We start from the raw sequence: 18,949 nt of genomic DNA on the forward strand, positions 1-18,949 counted from the left end.
CTGGAGCACCATGAACGCGAGCACCCCTCCTTCTGAAGCCAGCCCCCTGCTCGACGTGCAGCGCGACGCGCGCGGCGTCGTGCGGCTCACGCTCAACGACCCGCAGCGCTTCAATGCCCTGGGCGAGCAGATGCTCACGCAGCTGCAGCAGGCGCTGGACGACGTGGCGCGCGACGAGTCCGTGCGCGTGGTCGTGCTGTCTGCGGCCGGCAAGGCCTTTTGCGCGGGGCACAACCTCAAGGACATGGCGGCCCATCCGCAGCTGGACTACTACCAGAAGCTGTTCGCCCAGTGCAGCCGCATGATGCTGTCCATCCACCGGCTGCCCGTTCCCGTGATCGCGCGCGTGCACGGCATTGCCACGGCGGCAGGCTGCCAGCTCGTGGCCCAGTGCGATCTGGCCGTTGCTGCGCAGGCGGCACGCTTTGCCACCAGCGGCATCCACTACGGCCTGTTCTGCGCCACCCCCAGCGTGCCGCTGGTGCGCAACGTGCCGGCCAAGCAGGCCATGGAGATGCTGCTCACGGGCGACTTCATCGACGCCCAGCAGGCGCTGGAGCAGGGCCTGGTCAACCGCGTGGTGGCCGAGGAGGCGCTGGACGATGCAGTGGAGCACTTCGTGCAGTCCATCGTCAGCAAGCCCCGTGCGGCCGTGGCCATGGGCAAGGCGCTGGTCTACCGGCAGCGCGAGATGGGCATCGAGGCGGCCTACCAACTGGCCGGCCAGACCATGGCCGCCAACATGATGGATGCCGACGCCCAGGAGGGCGCCCAGGCCTTCGCCGCCAAGCGCGAACCGGCCTGGAAGACGGGCCGCTGACCGACCTGCATGTAGGCCCCGGTCCGGTCGGCCTGTCCTGGATCTGCGCGATGATGGCGGCCTGCGCCCTTGCGGCGGAACGGCCCTGACCCATGGACATCTTCGACAAGCTCATCAACGACTTCCAAAGCTCCAGCGCCTGGCTGGAGTTCTCCGTGCTCATCGCCTGCCTGCTGCTGGCCTACGGCGCCATGCGCGGCCTGCATGCGCGCTACGGCCATCTGAACGATGGAAAGCCCTCCGTATGGATTGGCCGCCATGCGCTCGATGGCGCCCTGTTCCCGCTGCTGGCGCTGGTGCTGGTCTTCACCAGCCAGGAGATCCTGGCGCGGTTTTCCACGGTGTTCTGGTTGCGCGTGGCCGTGTCGCTGCTGGTGTCCCTGTCGGTGATCCGCTTCGTGGCGCGGGTGCTCAGCCGGACCTTCCCCCACTCCACCGTGGTGCGCCTGATCGAACGCATCTTCTCCTGGCTGGCCTGGGGCGCGGCCGTGCTGCACAGCATCGGCCTGCTGCCGCAGGTCATGGAGGAGCTCGAGGCCTTGCAGTTCAACATCGGCAAGACGCCGGTCAGCCTGCTCAACCTGATCGAGGGCACGCTGTCGGCGGGGCTGATGATGGTGGCCGTGCTCTGGCTGTCCACGCTGTTCGAGCAGAAGGTCATCAACCAGTGGGTCAGCGACCTGTCCATGCGCAAGGTGGCCATGAACATCACGCGCAGCGTGCTGATCCTGGTGGGCCTGCTGGTCTCGCTGTCCATGGTGGGCGTGGACCTGACGGCGCTGTCCGTCATGGGCGGCGCCATCGGCGTGGGCCTGGGTTTCGGCATGCAGAAGATCGCCTCCAACTATGTGAGCGGCTTTCTGGTGCTGATCGAGCGCGCGCTGCGCATCGGCGACAACGTGCGCGTGGATGGCTTCGAGGGCCGCATCACCGACATCCGCACGCGCTACACCATCATCCGCGCGCTCAACGGCCGCGAATCCATCGTACCCAACGAGACGCTGATCACCCAGCGTGTCGAAAACCTCACCGGATTCGACGTCAAGTTCGGCCTGTCCACCAACATCGTCGTGGGCATGGACAGCGATGTGGAGCAGGTGCGCGGCATCCTGCTCGAAGCCGCAGCCGCCCAGCCGCGCGTGCTCAAGACGCCCGCGCCTTCGGTGGCTCTGGTCGACTTCGTCGAGCAGGGTCTGCAGTTCAGTCTCAGCTACTACATCAACGACCCGCAAAATGGCCAGGGCAATGTGCGCTCCGAGGTGAACCTCGCCGTGCTGCGCGGCCTGCGTGCTGCGGGCGTGAGCCTGCCAGTCCCCAAGCAGGTGGTACAGATCACCGAACGCGGGGGCGTGGTGGCTCAGGCAGCAGAGAAAAGCAGCTAGGATTATTCCTAGGTGCATACCCTGAGTTCAGGCTGTTCCCCCGCAGGAAATCCCAAGGGTCGTGCTTAAAATGGCACGATCGTTCTTTTTTGTGAGCGCGCATGCGGCCCTCGGCCGTCAGGGAAACCTGCCGCAGCTGCTGCAGCGCCGCATACAATGATTTCGGTTTACGTAAACGTCAATCTATCAATCAATCAGGAGCCGCTGCAATGAAGGTTTTGGTCCCGGTCAAGCGCGTGGTGGACTACAACGTGAAGGTCCGCGTGAAGTCGGACGGCACGGGCGTGGACATCGCCAACGTCAAGATGAGCATGAACCCCTTTGACGAAATCGCCGTCGAAGAAGCCGTTCGCCTCAAGGAAAAGGGCGTGGCCACCGAAGTCATCGCCGTCTCCTGCGGCGTGGCCCAGTGCCAGGAAACCCTGCGCACGGCCATGGCCATCGGTGCCGACCGCGGCATCCTGGTGGAGACCACCGAGGAGCTGCAGCCCCTGGCCGTCGCCAAGCTGCTCAAGGCCCTGGTGGACAAGGAGCAGCCCGGCCTGATCATCCTGGGCAAGCAGGCCATCGACGACGACGCCAACCAGACCGGCCAGATGCTGGCGGCCCTGGCCGACCTGCCGCAGGCCACCTTCGCCTCCAAGGTCGAAGTCGCTGGCGACAAGGTCAACGTGACCCGCGAAGTGGACGGCGGCCTGGAAACCCTGGCCCTGAGCCTGCCGGCCGTCATCACCACCGATCTGCGCCTGAACGAGCCGCGCTACGTCACGCTGCCCAACATCATGAAGGCCAAGAAAAAGCAGCTGGACACCGTCAAGCCTGAAGAGCTGGGCGTCGATGTCGCCCCGCGCCTGAAGACGCTCAAGGTGGCCGAGCCCGCCAAGCGCGGCGCCGGTGTCAAGGTGCCGGACGTTGCCACGCTGGTGTCCAAGCTCAAGAACGAAGCCAAAGTGATCTAAGGAAGACAGCGACATGACATCCCTCGTTATTGCAGAACACGACAACGCTTCCATCAAGAGCGCCACGCTCAACACCGTCACTGCGGCCCTGGCCTGCGGCGGCGACGTGCATGTGCTGGTGGCGGGCGAGAATGCCGGCGCCGCTGCGCAGGCCGCGGCCCAGATCGCTGGCGTGTCCAAGGTCATCCACGCCGACGGCGCCAGCCTGAAGGACGGCCTGGCCGAGAACATTGCGGCGCAAGTGCTGGCGATTGCTTCGAACTACAGCCACATCCTGTTCCCCGCCACCGCCAGCGGCAAGAACGCCGCGCCGCGCGTGGCAGCCAAGCTGGACGTGGCCCAGATCAGCGACATCACCAAGGTGGACAGCGCCGACACCTTCGAGCGCCCCATCTACGCCGGCAACGCCATTGCCACGGTGCAAAGCGGCGACAAGATCAAGGTCATCACCGTGCGCGGCACGGGCTTTGACGCAGCGGCCACCACGGGCGGCAGCGCCCAGGTGGAGCAACTGGCCGCCGCTGGCGACAACGGCAAGAGCAGCTTCGTGGGCCGCGAGGTCACCAAGAACGACCGCCCGGAACTGACGGCCGCCAAGATCATCGTCTCCGGTGGCCGCGCGCTGGGCAGCAGCGAGAAGTTCCAGGAAGTCATCACCCCCCTGGCCGACAAGCTGGGTGCCGCCATCGGTGCTTCGCGCGCCGCGGTGGATGCGGGCTATGCGCCCAACGACCTGCAGGTTGGCCAGACCGGCAAGATCGTGGCGCCGCAGCTGTACATCGCCCTGGGCATCTCGGGCGCCATCCAGCACTTGGCCGGCATGAAGGACTCCAAGGTGATCGTGGCGATCAACAAGGACCCCGAGGCACCGATCTTCTCGGTGGCCGACTACGGCCTGGAGGCCGACCTGTTCCAGGCCGTGCCGGAACTGGTGCAGGCGCTGTAAGCGGCTGAAGCTGAAAAATGAGGGGCACAGGCCCCTCTTTTTCCGTCATGGATTCCGGGATGGTCCGCTGGTCACGGCGCGCACCACCGACTACAACAACGGACTTGGCCGCCAGCCGGTGCTGGCGATGGCATGAACCGAGAGGGAGATTGAAATGAAGATGATGCGCTTGCGCCTGGCCCGCACGGCCGTGGCCTTTGTCTGTGGCGCCATGGCGCTGGCCGCCGAGGCCAATGCCTGGGTGGTGGGGCAGGTGGCACCCATGTCGGGAGCCGGTGCGACGCAGGGCCGTGCCTATGCCCAGGGCATGCGCCTGTACTTCGACCAGATCAACAAGGCCGGCGGCGTGCAGGGCCAGCCCGTGCAACTGGTCACCGTGGACGATGTGGGCCATCCCGAGGAAACCGTGGACAAGACCCGCAAGCTGCTGGACGAGTCCAAGCCTGTGGTGCTGGCCGGCTACTTCGGCAACCGCAACATGGCGGCGCTGCTGGACAGCAAGCTGCTCGACCAGTCCCAGATCTCCCTGGTGGGTTACCAGAGCACGGACACGCGGGTGCTGAGCCATCCCCAGATCTTCAGCACGCGCGCCAACCTGCCCGAGGAAATGGCCAAGATCGCCTCGCACCTGTCCACCGTGGGCATCACGCGCCTGGCCCTGCTGCATGACGAGCGTCCCGACGCCAAGGCCGTGGCCGAGCTGGTGAACAAGGCGATTGCGCCCTCCAAGGCCAAGCTGGTGGTCAGCGCCTCGCTGAGCACGGGCAAGGGCGCCATGGACAAGGCCGTTTCCCAGTTGCAAAAGGCCCAGCCTTCGGCGCAGGCCGTGATGGTGGTGGCCTCCAGCCCCGTGACCTCGGCCTTTGTCGAAGCGTACCGCATGGCGGGTGGCACGGCCCAGATCTACGCGACGTCCGAAGCCGATATCGAGCAACTGGCCAAGCGCCTGCCCGTGGAGTTCATGAGCGGCCTGTCCATTGCCCAGGTCGTGCCCAGTCCCTACAAGGTGACCATGCGCCTGAACAAGGAGTTCAGGGACGCGGCCACCGCTGCAGGCAAGTCGCTGACCGTGCCGGTCAGCTACGCCATGATGGAAGGCTATGTGAACGCCCGCGTCATCGTGGAGGCCATGCGCCGCACCCAGCCGCTGACGCGCGACAAGCTGGCCGCTTCGCTGCGCGGCCTGGACGCCTTCGATCTGGGCGGCTACTGGGTTACCTATCGTCCGGGCTCGCAGGCGGGCTCGAAATTCGTGGATTTGTCCATCGTCAACGCATCGGGCCGCGTCACGCAATAACGCAGCAATGCAGTAGTGCCGTGGCGGCGTGCCCGCTGTCCCAGGTCGCCGCGCGCTGCGCGCCGGCGGTCCAGGCTCTGTTCAGGAAGGTTCAACAATGACTTACTCGGCTCCCCTCAAAGACATGCTGTTCGCCATGGAGCATCTGGCGCAGATCGACCAGGTGGCGCAGTTGCCCGGTTTCGAGGAGGCTGGCCTGGAGACGGCCCAGGCCGTGCTGGAGGAATGCGCCAAGCTGTGCGAAGGCGTGGTGGCACCGCTGAACCTGCCGGGCGACGTGGCGCCTTCCAGCCTCAAGGACGGCGTGGTCACCACCACGGCGGGCTTCAAGCAGGCCTTTCGCCAGTACGCCGAAGGCGGCTGGCAGGGCCTGCAGCATCCGCAGGATTTTGGCGGCCAGGGCCTGCCCAAGACGATTGGCGCGGCCTGTGTGGAAATGCTCAACAGCGCCAACCTGAGCTTTGCGCTGTGCCCGCTGCTGACCGACGGCGCCATCGAGGCCCTGCTGACGGCGGGCAGCGATGAGCTCAAGGCCACCTATCTCGAGAAGCTGGTGACCGGCGAGTGGACCGGCACCATGAACCTGACCGAGCCCCAGGCCGGCTCCGACCTGGCCCTGGTGCGCACCAAGGCCGATCCGCAGCCCGATGGCAGCTACAAGGTCTTCGGCACCAAGATCTTCATCACCTATGGCGAGCACGACATGGCCGAGAACATCGTCCATCTGGTGCTGGCCCGCGTGGCCGGGGCGCCCGAGGGCGTCAAGGGCATCAGCCTGTTCGTGGTGCCCAAGTTCCTGGTCAACAAGGATGGATCGCTGGGCGCGCGCAACGATGTGCACTGCGTGAGCATCGAGCACAAGATGGGGATCAAGGCCTCGCCCACGGCCGTGCTGCAGTACGGCGACAACGGCGGGGCCATCGGCTATCTGGTTGGCGAGGAAAACCGCGGCCTGGAATACATGTTCATCATGATGAACGCGGCCCGCTACGCCGTGGGCGTGCAGGGCATTGCCGTGGCCGAGCGCTCCTACCAGCACGCCGTGGCCTATGCCCGCGAGCGCGTGCAAAGCCGCCCCGTGGACGGCAGCGTGAAGGCCAGCGCCACCATCATCCACCACCCCGATGTGCGCCGCATGCTCATGACCATGCGCGCCTACACCGAGGGCTGCCGCGCCATGGCGGCCACGGCCGCCGCGGCCTACGATGCGTCCCACCACCATGCCGATGCCCAGGTGCGCGAGGCCAATGCGGCCTTCTATGAATTCATGGTGCCCCTGGTCAAGGGCTACAGCACCGAGATGAGCCTGGAAGTCACCAGCCTGGGCGTGCAGGTGCACGGCGGCATGGGCTTCATCGAGGAGACGGGCGCCGCCCAGTACTACCGCGACGCCAAGATCCTGACCATCTACGAAGGCACGACCGCCATCCAGGCCAATGACCTGGTGGGCCGCAAGACGGCGCGCGATGGCGGCCAGACCGCGCTGGCCATTGCGGGCCAGATCGAGAAGACCGAAGCCGAGCTGGCCGCCAGCGGCACGCCCGAGGCACTGGCCGTGGCCCGCCAGCTGGCCGCTGCGCGCCAGGCCTTCGTGGAGGCGGTGCACTTCGTCTCGGGCCAGGCCAAGGCCGAGCCCAATGCCGTGTACGCCGGCAGCGTTCCCTACCTGATGCTGGCGGGCAACCTCGTCGCAGGCTGGCAGATGGGCCGCGCCCTGCTGGCGGCCGAGCAGCTGTTGCACAAGGGACAGGACGCGGCCTTCATGCGCGCGAAGATTGCGACGGCACGCTTTTATGCCGAGCACATCCTCGTCAAGGCGGCGGGCCTGCGCGATGCCATCGTGCACGGCGGCGACAGCGTGATGGCACTGCCCATGGACGCCTTCTGACCCGGCGCTTGCGCACGGCACAACGCAGACAGAGATACCGAGAACCAACGGAGACAACGCATGTCCAAGCTTCCCCCGGCGCTGAAGAAACTGGCCCTGCCAGTGATCGGCTCGCCGCTGTTCATCATCAGCAACCCCAAGCTCGTGATCGCCCAGTGCCAGGCCGGCATCGTGGGTTCCATGCCCGCGCTCAACGCGCGCCCGGCCGAGCAGCTCGAAGACTGGCTGGCCGAGATCACCGAGACCCTGGCCGCCTGGGACAAGGCCCATCCGGACCGGCCCTCGGCGCCGTTCGCCATCAACCAGATCGTGCACAAGAGCAATGACCGGCTCGAGCACGACATGCAGATGTGCGCCAAGTACAAGGTGCCCATCGTCATCACCAGCCTGGGTGCGCGCGAGGACGTGAACCAGGCCGTGCACAGCTGGGGCGGCGTGGTGCTGCACGACATCATCAACAACAAGTTCGCGCACAAGGCCATCGAAAAGGGGGCCGACGGCCTGATCGCCGTGGCGGCGGGCGCGGGCGGCCATGCGGGCGTCAAGAGCCCGTTCGCGCTGATCCAGGAAATCCGCGAATGGTTCGACGGCCCCGTGGCGCTGTCGGGCTCCATCGCCTCGGGCGGTGCCATCCTCGCGGCCCAGGCCATGGGTGCGGACTTCGCCTATATCGGCTCGGCCTTCATTGCCACGCATGAGGCGCGTGCGCACGATGCCTACAAGCAGGCCATCGTGGACGGCACCTCCGACGACATCGTCTACAGCAACCTGTTCACGGGCGTGCACGGCAACTACCTGGCGCCGTCGATCCGCGCGGCTGGCCTGGACCCCGACAACCTGCCCGAGTCGGACCCCAGCAAGATGAACTTCGGCGGCGACGCCAAGAAGGCCTGGAAGGACATCTGGGGCTGCGGCCAGGGCATTGGCGCCATCCGCGAAGTCACGGGTGCGGGCGAGCTGGTCGAGCGTCTCAAGCGCGAATACAACCAGGCGCGCGACCGCCTGCTGTCCACCCCGTAAGGCTCGGGGAGCCCAGGACGGGCTCTTCTCCTACCCCGCCAGACGGCGCCTTCGGGCGCCGTTTTCTTTGGGTATTACCCACGCTGTGCGGGTCCGGTTCTCGAAGTTGTTTGCGCAAAACCCCTTGCGCACGCTTGACTGCTTCACTCGGCTTCCCCCTACGAGCGACTTGCCTGGAGCAAGTTTGTTTAGAATTCTTTGCGTAATTTCAGTAAATACTGAAATTACAGAATAAATGAACAAACCTTGTACCCCGTCATTGCCTGAGTTCCACCAGCTGGCGCGTCGTCCGATGGCGGGTACGGGGCGCCTGGTGCTGGCCTCGCTGCTGTGGCTGCCCCAGGCGGCGCTGCTGGCGCTGGCCGTGCAGTCCATGGCCGATGGCGCAGGCGTGGAGCCGCTGTGGCCACTGTGGCAGCTTGCGGCCGGCGTTGCGCTGCTGGGCGGGTTGCGCGCCTGGTGCGATGCCAGCGGCACGCGCCGCGCCAATCTGCAGGCGCGCAGCCTGGTGAGTGCGCTGCGAATGCAGGTGCTGCGCACGCTGGCGGGCACCTCGCCGCTGGACCGCCAGCGCGCGGCCTCGGGCCAGGCGGCCAGCGCCATGGCCGAGCAGGCCGAGGCCATCGTGCCCTGGCTGTCGCGCTACCAGACCGCCATGTGGCGCGTGCGCACCGTGCCGCTGGTGATTGCGCTGGCCGTGGCCAGCCAGAGCTGGGTGGTGGCGCTGATCCTGGTGGTGGCCGCGCCGCTGATCCCGCTGTTCATGGCCATCGTCGGCTGGCGCGCCAAGGCGGCCAGCCAGGCGCAGATGGTGGAGCTGGGCGGCATGAACGCCTTCCTGCTCGACCGCTTGCGCGGCCTGTCCACCCTGCGCGCCCTGGGCGCGGTGGATGCCACGGCGCAGCGGCTGCGCGCCAATGCCGAATCCCTGCGCGAACGCAGCATGCGCGTGCTGCGCATCGCCTTTCTGTCCTCTGCGGTGCTGGAGCTGTTCTCGGCCCTGGGCGTGGCCATGGTGGCCGTCTACGTGGGCTTTCACCTGCTGGGCCATCTGCCCTTTGGCAGCTGGGGCCAGACACTGAGCCTGGGCCAGGCGCTGTTCGTGCTGCTGCTGGCGCCCAGCTTCTTCGATCCCCTGCGTGAGCTGTCTGCCGTCTGGCATGACCGCGCCAGCGGCGAGGCCGCACTGCAGGCCCTGGGCGAGCTGGGCCGCGATGCGCAGCCGCTGCCCGGCGCACTGGCTGCGCCCGGCAGGGCGGCCGGCCAGGCCTGCGCCCTGCACCTGGAGCAGGTGCGGCCCCAGGCGCCAGGCGGCGCGGTCACGCTGCCGGCGCTCACGGTGGACGTGCGGCCTGGCGAGCATGTGGCGCTGTGGAGCCCCAGCGGCAGCGGCAAGTCGCTGCTGCTGGCGCAGATTGCAGGCCTGCTGCCGGTGGCCGAGCCTGGGCGCATCCATATCGACGGCCAGCTGCTCGACGGCGAATCGGCCGGCCGGCTGCGCGCGCGCATGGCCTGGATGGGACAGAGCCCCCATGTGTTCGCCGGCTCGGTGGCCGAAAACCTCCGGCTGGGCCGCCCGGGATTCACCTTCGGCGAACTGCGCCAGGCCCTGCGGCTGGCCGGGCTGGGCAAGCTGGCCGAGACCCGGCCCGGCGCCACGCTGGGCGAGGGCGGAGCCGGCCTGTCGGGCGGCGAAATCGTGCGCCTGGCCCTGGCGCGCCTGGCCTTGTCGCGCGATGCAGGCCTGCTGCTGGTCGATGAACCCACGGCCCACCTGGACCCGGCCACGGCCGCCCAGGTCACCGATGCCCTGCTGCAGCTGGCGCGCGGTCGCACGCTGATCGTCGCCACCCACGATGCCGAACTGGCCGCCGCCATGCACCGCGTGGTGGATCTGGCGGGCCATGCCGCCCCACAGGAGCTGGCCGCATGAAGCCCCGCTCCACCCTCTGGCCCGTGCTTGCCGCCCTGGCGCGCATGGCGCCCCGGCGCCTGTGGCTGGGCGGCGCGCTGCTGGCCCTGCTCACGGTGCTCATGGGCATGGCGCTGCTGGGTCTGTCGGGCTGGTTCATCACGGCCACGGCACTGGCCGGGCTGCTGCCGGCCACGGCCATCGTTTTCGACGTCTTCATGCCCTCGGCCGGCATACGCCTGCTGGCCCTGGGCCGCACGGGCACGCGCTATGCCGAACGGCTGGTCACCCATGACGCCACCCTGGCCGTGCTGGCCGCCCTGCGCGAGCGGCTGCTGCGCAGCTGGGCCACGCCCGCCGCCGCCCTGAGCCTGCGCCTGCGGCCCGCACGCCTGCTGCAGCGGCTGACGGCCGACGTGGATGCGCTGGACAGCCTGTACCTGCGCCTGTTCGTGCCCTTGCTGGCCGCCACGGGTGCCACGCTGATGGCCGCCCTGGCACTGGGCCTGATGCGCTGGTGGCTGGGCCTGGCCTTGGCTGCGTGGCTGCTGGCCACGGGCCTGGGCAGCGCCCTGTGGCTGGCGCGCAGTGCGCGCCGGCCCGCCGTGCGCCGTGCGCTGGCGCTGGAGTCCCTGCGCGCCCGCACGGCCGACCTGGTGGCCGGGCAGGCGGAGCTGGCCATGGCCGGCACCCTGGCCGCGCATTGCGAACGCATTGCCGCCCTGGACGCACGCGTGGCCGAGGCCGACGCCGAGCTCCACGGCCTGGAGGCCCGAACCTCCTTCGTGCAGGGCCTGTGTGGCGCCCTGGCCCTGGCCGGTGTGCTGCTGGGCGTAGGCTGGCTGGCCGAGGCCGGCCTGCTGGGCGCCCCCGTGGCCGCGCTGGCCCTGCTGCTGGCGCTGACGGCCATGGAGCCCTTTGCCGCATTGCGCCGTGGCGCGCTGGAGGCCGGCCGCAGCTGGCTGGCCGCGCGCCGGCTGGCGCCTGCCCTGCGCGATGGCGCTGCGCAAGTCGCCTGCGAACCGGCTGCGCCCAGGCAAGGCTTGGCGGTTGAGCTGGAGCAGGTCGTGGCACCCCGTGCCGCCGTGCTGGCCCAGGACATCCGTATCGCCGAAGGCGAGCGTGTCGCCCTGCTGGGCGCCAGCGGCGCGGGCAAGACCACGCTGCTGTCCCTGATGGCCGGCGAGCTCCCGCCGCTGGCCGGCGCCGTGCGTGCCCGGCGCTGCACCTGGATGACGCAGCGCACCGAACTGTTCGAGGACAGCCTGCGCGACAACCTTTTGCTGGCTTGCCCCGAGGCCGCCGGGGACACGCTGTGGGCGGCGCTCGAAGTCGCCGGGCTGGCCGGCGATGTGCGCGCCATGGCGCAGGGTCTGGACACGCGGCTGGGCGAGGGCGGGCTGGGCCTGTCCGGCGGCCAGGCACGGCGCCTGGCGCTGGCACGGCTGCTGCTGAGCCCCGCGCGCTGCTGGCTGCTGGACGAAGTGACCGAAGGCCTGGATGCACGCACGGCCGCCGACCTGCTGGTGCGGCTGGACAGTGCAGCCCGGGGCCGCACCCTGGTGCTGGCCACCCACAAGCTGCGGGAGGCGCAACTGGCCGACCGGCTGCTGTGGGTGGAGCAGGGCCGCGTGGTGTCCGAGGCGCTGCGCGGCACACCGCCGTTCGAGGCGGCCCTGGCGCGCCTGCGGCAGGACGGCTGATCAAGGATTTCACCAAGTACCCCCGAGAGAAAGGATCTCACCATGGACCTCGACATCGTCGATCTATCGCGGCTGCAGTTCGCGGTAACGGCGCTCTACCACTTCCTGTTCGTGCCGCTGACCATCGGCCTGGCCGTGATCATCGCCATCATGGAGACCGTCTACGTGATGACGGGCCGCACCATCTGGCGCGACATGACGAAGTTCTGGGGCACGTTGTTCGGCATCAACTTCGCCATGGGCGTGGCCACGGGCATCGTGATGGAGTTCCAGTTCGGCATGAACTGGAGCTACTACAGCCACTACGTGGGCGACATCTTCGGCGCGCCGCTGGCCATCGAAGGGCTGATGGCCTTCTTCCTGGAAGCCACCTTCGTGGGCCTGTTCTTCTTCGGCTGGGACCGCCTGAGCAAGGTCGGCCATCTGGTGACCACCTGGTGCGTGGCCCTGGGCTCGAACTTCTCGGCGCTGTGGATCCTGATCGCCAATGGCTGGATGCAGAACCCCGTGGGCGCGGCGTTCAACCCGCAGACCATGCGCATGGAGGTCACCGACTTCTTCGCGGTGCTGACCAACCCCGTGGCCCAGGCCAAGTTCGTGCACACGGTATCGGCCGGCTACGTGACGGCGGCCATCTTCGTGCTGGGCGTCTCGGCCTGGTATCTGCTCAAGGGCCGGCACATCCAGCTGGCGCGCCGCTCCATGACGGTGGCCACCTCGTTCGGCCTGGCCGCCGCGCTGTCGGTGGTGGTGCTGGGCGATGAAAGCGGCTACCTGTCCTCGGAGCACCAGAAGATGAAGCTGGCCGCCATCGAGGCCATGTGGGACACCGAGCCCGCACCGGCCGCCTTCACGGCCTTCGGCTTCCCCGACAAGGCCGCACGCGAGACGCACTACGCCGTGCACATTCCCTGGGTCATGGGCCTGATCGGCACGCGCTCGCTGACCAGCGAGATCCCCGGCATCAACGACCTGGTCCAGCGCACCGAGCAGTACATCCGCAACGGCATCGAGGCCTATGGCGCGCTGGAGGCCATCCGCGCCGCCGGCCCCACGGGCCAGGTGCCGGCCGAGGCCAAGGCCGTCTTCGAGGACAAGGGCGGGCAACTGGGCTACGCGCTGCTGCTCAAGCGCTACGTGGACGACCCGCGCCAGGCCACGGACGCGCAGATCGCCCAGGCCGCCTGGGACACCGTGCCGGCCGTGGGGCCGCTGTTCTGGGCCTTCCGCATCATGGTGGGGCTGGGCATGTTCTTCATCGCGCTCACGGCCGCGTTCTTCTGGCTGTCGGTGCGGCGCAGGCTGGACGCCCATCCGTGGATGCTCAAGCTGGCCGTGATCGCCATTCCCATGCCCTGGATCGCGGCCGAGTGCGGCTGGATCGTGGCCGAGGTGGGCCGCCAGCCCTGGATCATCGAAGGCGTGCTGCCCACGGCGCTGGCCGTCTCCAACCTGGGCGCGGGCACGCTGCTGCTGACTATTGCAGGCTTCATCGCCATCTACTCCGTGCTCTTCGTCATCGAGATGAAGCTCATGGTGAAGGCCATCCGCAAGGGACCGCAGGAGGAAAGCGCACCGCACCTGACCACCTACTTCCCTCTGATGCAAAAACTCGCCCGCGGGCAATGACCAAGGGAGATTGTCACCATGATTCTTCACGAACTGATCAGCTACGACATCCTGCGCCTGCTGTGGTGGGGCCTGCTGGGCGTGCTGCTCATCGCCTTTGCCGTCACCGATGGCTTTGACCTGGGCGCTGCCGCGCTGCTGCCGCTGGCGGCCAGGACCGACGTGGAGCGCCGCGTCGTCATCAACTCTCTGGGTCCGGTCTGGGAAGGCAACCAGGTCTGGCTCATCCTGGGCGGCGGTGCCATCTTTGCGGCCTGGCCGCAGCTGTATGCCGTGTCGTTCTCGGGCTTTTACCTGGCCATGTTCGCGGCCCTGGTGGCGCTGATCCTGCGGCCCGTGGCCTTCAAGTTCCGCAGCAAGCGCGAGGAGCCGGCCTGGCGCGCGCGCTGGGATGCCGTGCTGTGCATGGCCGGCGTGGTGCCTGCGCTGATCTTCGGCGTGGCCCTTGGCAATGTGCTGCAGGGCGTGCCCTTCCGCCTGGCGCCCGACATGCGCATCTACTACGAGGGCACGTTCTTCGGCCTGCTCAACCCGTTTGCGCTGTTGGCCGGCCTGGTCTCGTTGTGCATGCTGCTTATGCATGGTGCGTCCTGGCTGGTGTTCAAGACCGAGGGCGATGTGGCCGCGCGCGCGCGCCGCTTCGGCATGGTGGCGGCCGTCGCCACCACGGTGCTGTTCGCGGCGGCTGGCGTGTGGCTGGCCGCGCTCAATGGCTACCGCATCACCAGCGAGATCAACACCACCGGACCGTCCAACCCGCTGTTCAAGACGGCTGCGCTGCAGGCGGGCGCCTGGTTCGCCAACTACCAGGCCCGGCCCGTGCTCTGGGCCGTGCCGGCCATCGGGCTGCTGATGCCGCTGCTGGCGGCGCTGGGCCTGTGGCTGCGCCGCGAGTGGCTGGCCCTGCTGTCCAGCGGCCTGGGCATTGCCGGCATCATCGCCAGCGTGGGGGCGTCCATGTTCCCGTTCATCCTGCCCTCGTCGCTGAACCCGCAGCACAGCCTCACGGTCTGGGACTCTTCGTCCAGCCATGTGACGCTGTTCATCATGCTGGTGTGCGCGCTTATCTTCGTGCCCCTCATCGTGGCCTACACCAGCTGGGTCTACAGCGTGCTGCGCGGCAAGGTCGACCCGATGGCCATCATCGAGGGCCGTGGCCACTCGTACTGATCCACCGAATCAAGAAACGACAGTCAACGTCAAGAAAGGACACAACACCATGTGGTACTTCGCCTGGTTGCTCGGCCTGCCGCTGGCGGCCGCCTTCGCGGTGCTCAACGCGATGTGGTACGAACTGATGGACGACGAGGCCACGCGCCGCGAACTCCTGGCCCGGGAGAAATAAAGCTCCCCCTGAGGCGCTTCGCGCCTTCCCCCTCTCTCGTCGGGAGGGGGACGACACCCTCGCTGCGGGGGCGGCCCTTGCTCGGTGTCCCTCGCTTTGGGCTACGCCAGTTTTTGCACGCGCTTACCGCTAATGAAGCATTGCTGTAAACACAATGAGCTCCCTGGGGAGCTCATTTTTGTACGCAGGCTTGCCAGGTTCAATCGTCGGTGTCATCCGCCTTGGCGCGGCCCTTGCCGCCCGTGATGCGGTCCTTCAGATCCAGCAGCCGCGTCACGGCCGTGCCCATGCCCATGAGCTGCATGGCGGTCTCGGGTGACAGGCGCTGCACGTCGTCGAACCAGTTCATGAGCCGGTCGATCAGCTCGTACATGTCGCGCATGCGCTGCTGGGCGTAGCGTTCCTCTTCGGTGGTGACTTCCTCCAGCATGGCGGCGCGCAGCATGGACTGGGTGGGCTCGATCTCGCGGCGGCGGCGTTCCTCGGCCAGGCGGCGGAAGATTTCCCAGACATCCTGCGGCGCCTCGAAATACTCGCGCCGGTCGCCGGGCTGGTGGCGCAATTGCACCAGGCGCCAGGCCTGCAATTCCTTGAGCCCCATGCTCACGTTGGAGCGCGAGAACTCCAGCGTCTCGGCGATCTGGTCGGCATTGAGCGGCTCGGGCGAAAGAAACAGCAGTGCGTAGATCTGGCCTACCGTGCGGTTGATGCCCCAGCGGCTGCCCATCTCGCCGAAGTGCGAGACGAACTGCCGGTTCAACGCCGGAAGAGGTTTGGATTGCGTCATGGCATGCATTGTGCCTGCGCGTGCGCGGCACGCTCCGGGCGGCTTGGGAAGCGATGTGTCAGCTTTCTGCAAGTCGCGCCCAAAAGGCGCACAATGGCGCCTTTGCGGGCTTGCGGCCAGGCGGCCCGGGCCCTGCGCCTTCCCGCCCCGTACCGACTACAGATTGCCCCATGTCCCACGCTAGCCGCAGTGCGCTGATCGACTGCACCAAGGGCCTGGCCTGTGCCGCTATCATCTGGCACCACCTGGCCTTCTACGGCCCCATGTCCGATATCGCCCATCCGGCCGCGCCGGACCTCATCGACTGGCTCTATGAATATGCGCGCATGGCCGTGCAGATCTTCCTGGTGCTGGGCGGCTACCTGGCTGCAGCCAGCATGGCGCCGCAAGGCCACGGCCAGCACAGCGATCCGTGGTCGCGCATCGGGCGCCGCTTCGTGCGCCTGGTCGTGCCCTATGCGGTGGCCCTGGTCGTGGCCATCGTGGTCTCGGCGGCCGTGCGGCCCTGGTTCGACCATGCCTCGGTGTCGGGCGAGCCCGATCTCTGGCAACTGGTGGCGCATGCGCTGCTGCTGCAGAACATCGTGGGCGAGGAGTCGCTGTCCGCCGGCGTCTGGTATGTGTCCATCGACTTTCAGCTGTTCGCGCTGACTGCGCTGCTGCTGGCCGGCACGCGCTGGGGCGGTGCCTTGCTGCGCCGCCGCTTTGGCGGCGACGCCCTGTCACGCTGCTGGCCCTGGGCGCTGAGCGTGGCGCAGGCGCTGGTGGTGATCGGCGTGACCGCTTCGCTGCTGGGCTTCAATCTGGATGCGCAATGGGATGTGTGGGCGCCGTACTTCTTTGGCGCCTACGGCCTGGGCATGCTGGCCTACTGGGCCGCGCATGCGGACAAGTCCTCGACGGCCTGGAACTGGTCCTTGCTGATCGTGGCCCTGGTCGTGGCGGCATTGGCACTGGAGTGGCGCGACCGCATCGCGCTGGCCGGTGCCACGGCGCTGGCCCTGGTCGTGGCCATGCGCAGCCCCGCGTTTGCGCAGGCACAAGGCTGGGCGCCGCTGCGTCGGCTGGGCAAGATTTCGTACTCGGTGTTTCTCGTGCACTTCTCGGTCTGCCTGCTGGTCAATGCCGTGGAAAGCCATTTCTGGCCGCAGTCCATTCCCGCTGCCCTGCTGGGCATGTGCACGGCCTTCGTGCTGTCGATTGCGGCCGGCCATCTGCTGTACGAGCGCGTGGAGCGCCACGTTCCCAGCTGGCACATGGCGCTGCGCTGGCAGGCGGGCCTGGTGGGCACCGGCCTGATCGCGGCATTTGTGGCGGGCCTGCGCTGAGGCGCGGTGCCTCAGTCCACAAACAACAAAGGCAGCCGGTTGGCTGCCTTTTTCGCTTCACGCCGGTCGGCGTTCAACGGTGCAGCTCGCCTGCGCTTTCCGGCTGGAACTCGATGGCATCCACGCGCACGGTGACCTGGCCCGAGGGACCGGCCATGCGCGACTGGTCGCCCACGCTCAGGCCCAGCAGGGCAATGCCCACGGGCGCGAAGACCGACACCTTGTCGGAGCTGCCATCCATCTCCTTGGGATAGACCAGGGTCAGCGTATTGGACTTGCCCGACTCCAGCAGCGTGAAGCGCACGGTGGAGTTCATGGTCACCACGTTGGGCGGCATTTCCTTGGGTTCGAGCACGTCGGCGCGGTCCAGCTCGGCCTCCAGCGCCTCGCGGCCGGGGAAGGCGGGTTGCTTGTCCAGCAGGGCCTCGATGCGCTCCAGGTCCAGGGACGAAAGAATGATGTGGGGCTTGCGCTCCATGGTGTTGGCTCCCTTGTGTGCTTGCGCCGTGGCTGCAGTGAAGGGCAGCGGCGCCCAAACGGACAAAAGCCCGGGCAACGCGGTTGTCCGGGCCAAGGCATCTTCAGAAAAGAGAAAAGCACCAAGTTGGTGCGATAGGCCCATTGTGCAGGCCCGTGTGGGTTCTGCCAAGCGAACCCGCACGGTGTGGTGCGGATTGGCGTGGGCACTTGCCAAGCCGGCAAAACCCACTTCGCAACTGCAGGCATGCGGGGAGTGCTTGGCGGTATGACTGTATTTTTATACAGTTACTCCATGCTTCCCAGTCCTCCCACGCCTCATCACGACACGGCCCGGGTGCCCCTGCACGCCATCAAGGGCCGGGGCGCAGCCAGCCAACTGGCCCACCGCTTCACCACCGATCCGCGCGAGGCCTTTGACGACGGCTGGGGCAGCCTTGAGGCGCCTGCCGAAGGCGAGGAAGCCGCGCCGCTGCGCACCGAACTGCGCTGGGAGCAGGCCCGCTCGGCGCTGAGCCGCCACCAGTCGCCCGACCTGCCGTTTCACATGGGGCTCAATCCCTACCGGGGGTGCGAGCATGGCTGCATCTATTGCTATGCCCGGCCCACGCACAGCTACCTGGGCTGGTCGCCAGGGCTGGACTTCGAGACCCGGCTCATCGCCAAGCAGAACCTGCCCGAGCTGCTGCGCGCCGAGCTGTCGCGCGCCAGCCATGTGGCCGCGCCCGTGATGCTGGGCTCGGTCACCGACTGCTACCAGCCCATAGAGCGCGAGCTGGGGCTGACGCGCCGCCTGATCGAAGTGCTGGCCGAGGCGCGCCACCCGTTTTCCATCGTCACCAAGGGCAGCGGGGTGGAGCGTGACCTGGACCTGCTGGCCCCGCTGGCGCGCCAGGGCCTGGCCTCGGTGCACATCACGCTGACCACGCTGGACGCCGACCTGGCACGCCACCTGGAGCCGCGCGCCGCCGCGCCGCACCGCCGGCTGCGCAGCATCCGCGCGCTGACCGAGGCGGGCGTGCCCGTGGGCGTGAGCCTGGCACCGCAGATTCCCTTCATCAACGAAGACCTGGAGAAGGTGCTGGAGGCGGCCGCCGACGCAGGTGCGCGCCACGCCTTCTATGCCGTGCTGCGCCTGCCCTGGGAAGTGGCACCGCTGTTCGAGCAATGGCTGCAGGTGCACTACCCCGACCGCGCCCGCCGCGTGATGGAGCGCGTGCGCGACCTGCACGGCATCCAGGGCGAGCAACGCGAGGCCGGCCGCGTCTACAACGCCGAGTTCGGCCAGCGCATGAAAGGCACGGGCCACTGGGCCGAGCTGCTGCGCCAGCGCTTCGCCCTGGCCTGCCGCCGCCACGGCTTCAACCGCGAGCCGCTGCGGCTCGATTGCAGCCTCTACCACCCGTCGCTTTTGCTGCCGCAACGCAGCCTTTTCTGAGAGCCTGCGTGCCAGGCA

The 18,949-nt window shown here is 67.9% G+C and carries 16 protein-coding genes; 14 read left to right on the plus strand and 2 right to left on the minus strand.

Annotated elements, in window-relative coordinates; all coding sequences use genetic code 11:
• Positions 1–10 precede the first annotated feature (10 nt).
• The 12 genes from DACI_RS11935 to cydX all read left to right on the plus strand — a co-directional run bounded on the left by DACI_RS11935 (position 11) and on the right by cydX (position 14,901).
• Positions 11–820, plus strand: a complete 810-nt coding sequence (locus DACI_RS11935) for an enoyl-CoA hydratase (RefSeq protein WP_012204308.1) — start codon at positions 11–13, stop codon at positions 818–820.
• Positions 821–912: 92 nt separating this feature from the next.
• The gene (locus DACI_RS11940; protein ID WP_012204309.1) at positions 913–2,202 is read left to right on the plus strand and encodes a mechanosensitive ion channel family protein; all 1,290 of its coding nucleotides are present in this window, start codon (positions 913–915) and stop codon (positions 2,200–2,202) included.
• Positions 2,203–2,411: 209 nt separating this feature from the next.
• Complete coding sequence (locus DACI_RS11945) at positions 2,412–3,161, plus strand: electron transfer flavoprotein subunit beta/FixA family protein (protein ID WP_012204310.1); 750 nt, start codon at positions 2,412–2,414, stop codon at positions 3,159–3,161.
• Positions 3,162–3,174: 13 nt separating this feature from the next.
• Positions 3,175–4,107: an electron transfer flavoprotein subunit alpha/FixB family protein gene (locus DACI_RS11950; protein WP_012204311.1), complete on the plus strand. Its 933-nt coding sequence runs from the start codon at positions 3,175–3,177 to the stop codon at positions 4,105–4,107.
• A 154-nt stretch (positions 4,108–4,261) separates the two neighbouring features.
• Positions 4,262–5,404: an ABC transporter substrate-binding protein gene (locus tag DACI_RS11955; RefSeq protein ID WP_012204312.1), complete on the plus strand. Its 1,143-nt coding sequence runs from the start codon at positions 4,262–4,264 to the stop codon at positions 5,402–5,404.
• Positions 5,405–5,501: 97 nt separating this feature from the next.
• Positions 5,502–7,292 carry an acyl-CoA dehydrogenase gene (locus tag DACI_RS11960; RefSeq protein WP_012204313.1) on the plus strand — a complete coding sequence of 597 codons (1,791 nt, stop codon included), beginning with the start codon at positions 5,502–5,504 and terminating at the stop codon, positions 7,290–7,292.
• A 60-nt stretch (positions 7,293–7,352) separates the two neighbouring features.
• Positions 7,353–8,312: an NAD(P)H-dependent flavin oxidoreductase gene (locus tag DACI_RS11965; RefSeq protein ID WP_012204314.1), complete on the plus strand. Its 960-nt coding sequence runs from the start codon at positions 7,353–7,355 to the stop codon at positions 8,310–8,312.
• 292 nt (positions 8,313–8,604) lie between these two features.
• Positions 8,605–10,245 carry a thiol reductant ABC exporter subunit CydD gene (gene cydD / locus DACI_RS11970; RefSeq protein ID WP_043781285.1) on the plus strand — a complete coding sequence of 547 codons (1,641 nt, stop codon included), beginning with the start codon at positions 8,605–8,607 and terminating at the stop codon, positions 10,243–10,245.
• Positions 10,242–11,927 carry an amino acid ABC transporter ATP-binding/permease protein gene (locus tag DACI_RS11975; protein WP_012204316.1) on the plus strand — a complete coding sequence of 562 codons (1,686 nt, stop codon included), beginning with the start codon at positions 10,242–10,244 and terminating at the stop codon, positions 11,925–11,927. The genes cydD and DACI_RS11975 overlap by 4 nt, the downstream gene beginning before the upstream one ends.
• Before the next feature lie 42 nt (positions 11,928–11,969).
• Entirely contained in the window at positions 11,970–13,556 is a 1,587-nt protein-coding gene (locus DACI_RS11980; RefSeq protein WP_012204317.1) for a cytochrome ubiquinol oxidase subunit I, read from the plus strand.
• 18 nt (positions 13,557–13,574) lie between these two features.
• A complete protein-coding gene (gene cydB / locus DACI_RS11985; RefSeq protein ID WP_012204318.1) occupies positions 13,575–14,726 on the plus strand; it encodes a cytochrome d ubiquinol oxidase subunit II in 1,152 nt (383 codons plus the stop codon).
• A 49-nt stretch (positions 14,727–14,775) separates the two neighbouring features.
• Complete coding sequence (gene cydX / locus DACI_RS11990) at positions 14,776–14,901, plus strand: cytochrome bd-I oxidase subunit CydX (RefSeq protein WP_012204319.1); 126 nt, start codon at positions 14,776–14,778, stop codon at positions 14,899–14,901.
• Positions 14,902–15,100: 199 nt separating this feature from the next.
• Here cydX and DACI_RS11995 read toward each other — a convergent pair whose 3' ends face one another.
• Positions 15,101–15,697 (minus strand): GbsR/MarR family transcriptional regulator, encoded by a 597-nt coding sequence (locus DACI_RS11995; protein WP_012204320.1) that lies wholly within the window; start codon positions 15,695–15,697, stop codon positions 15,101–15,103.
• 161 nt (positions 15,698–15,858) lie between these two features.
• Here DACI_RS11995 and DACI_RS12000 point away from each other — a divergent pair, with 161 nt between their 5' ends.
• On the plus strand, positions 15,859–17,016 hold the full coding sequence (locus DACI_RS12000) for an acyltransferase family protein (protein ID WP_012204321.1): 1,158 nt from the start codon (positions 15,859–15,861) through the stop codon (positions 17,014–17,016).
• A gap of 73 nt (positions 17,017–17,089) precedes the next feature.
• Here DACI_RS12000 and rnk read toward each other — a convergent pair whose 3' ends face one another.
• Positions 17,090–17,494 (minus strand): nucleoside diphosphate kinase regulator, encoded by a 405-nt coding sequence (rnk, locus tag DACI_RS12005; protein ID WP_012204322.1) that lies wholly within the window; start codon positions 17,492–17,494, stop codon positions 17,090–17,092.
• 294 nt (positions 17,495–17,788) lie between these two features.
• Here rnk and DACI_RS12010 point away from each other — a divergent pair, with 294 nt between their 5' ends.
• A complete protein-coding gene (locus tag DACI_RS12010; RefSeq protein WP_050771834.1) occupies positions 17,789–18,931 on the plus strand; it encodes a PA0069 family radical SAM protein in 1,143 nt (380 codons plus the stop codon).
• Positions 18,932–18,949 lie beyond the last annotated feature (18 nt).

Source organism: Delftia acidovorans SPH-1, assembly GCF_000018665.1.
GTDB lineage: Bacteria > Pseudomonadota > Gammaproteobacteria > Burkholderiales > Burkholderiaceae_C > Comamonas > Comamonas acidovorans.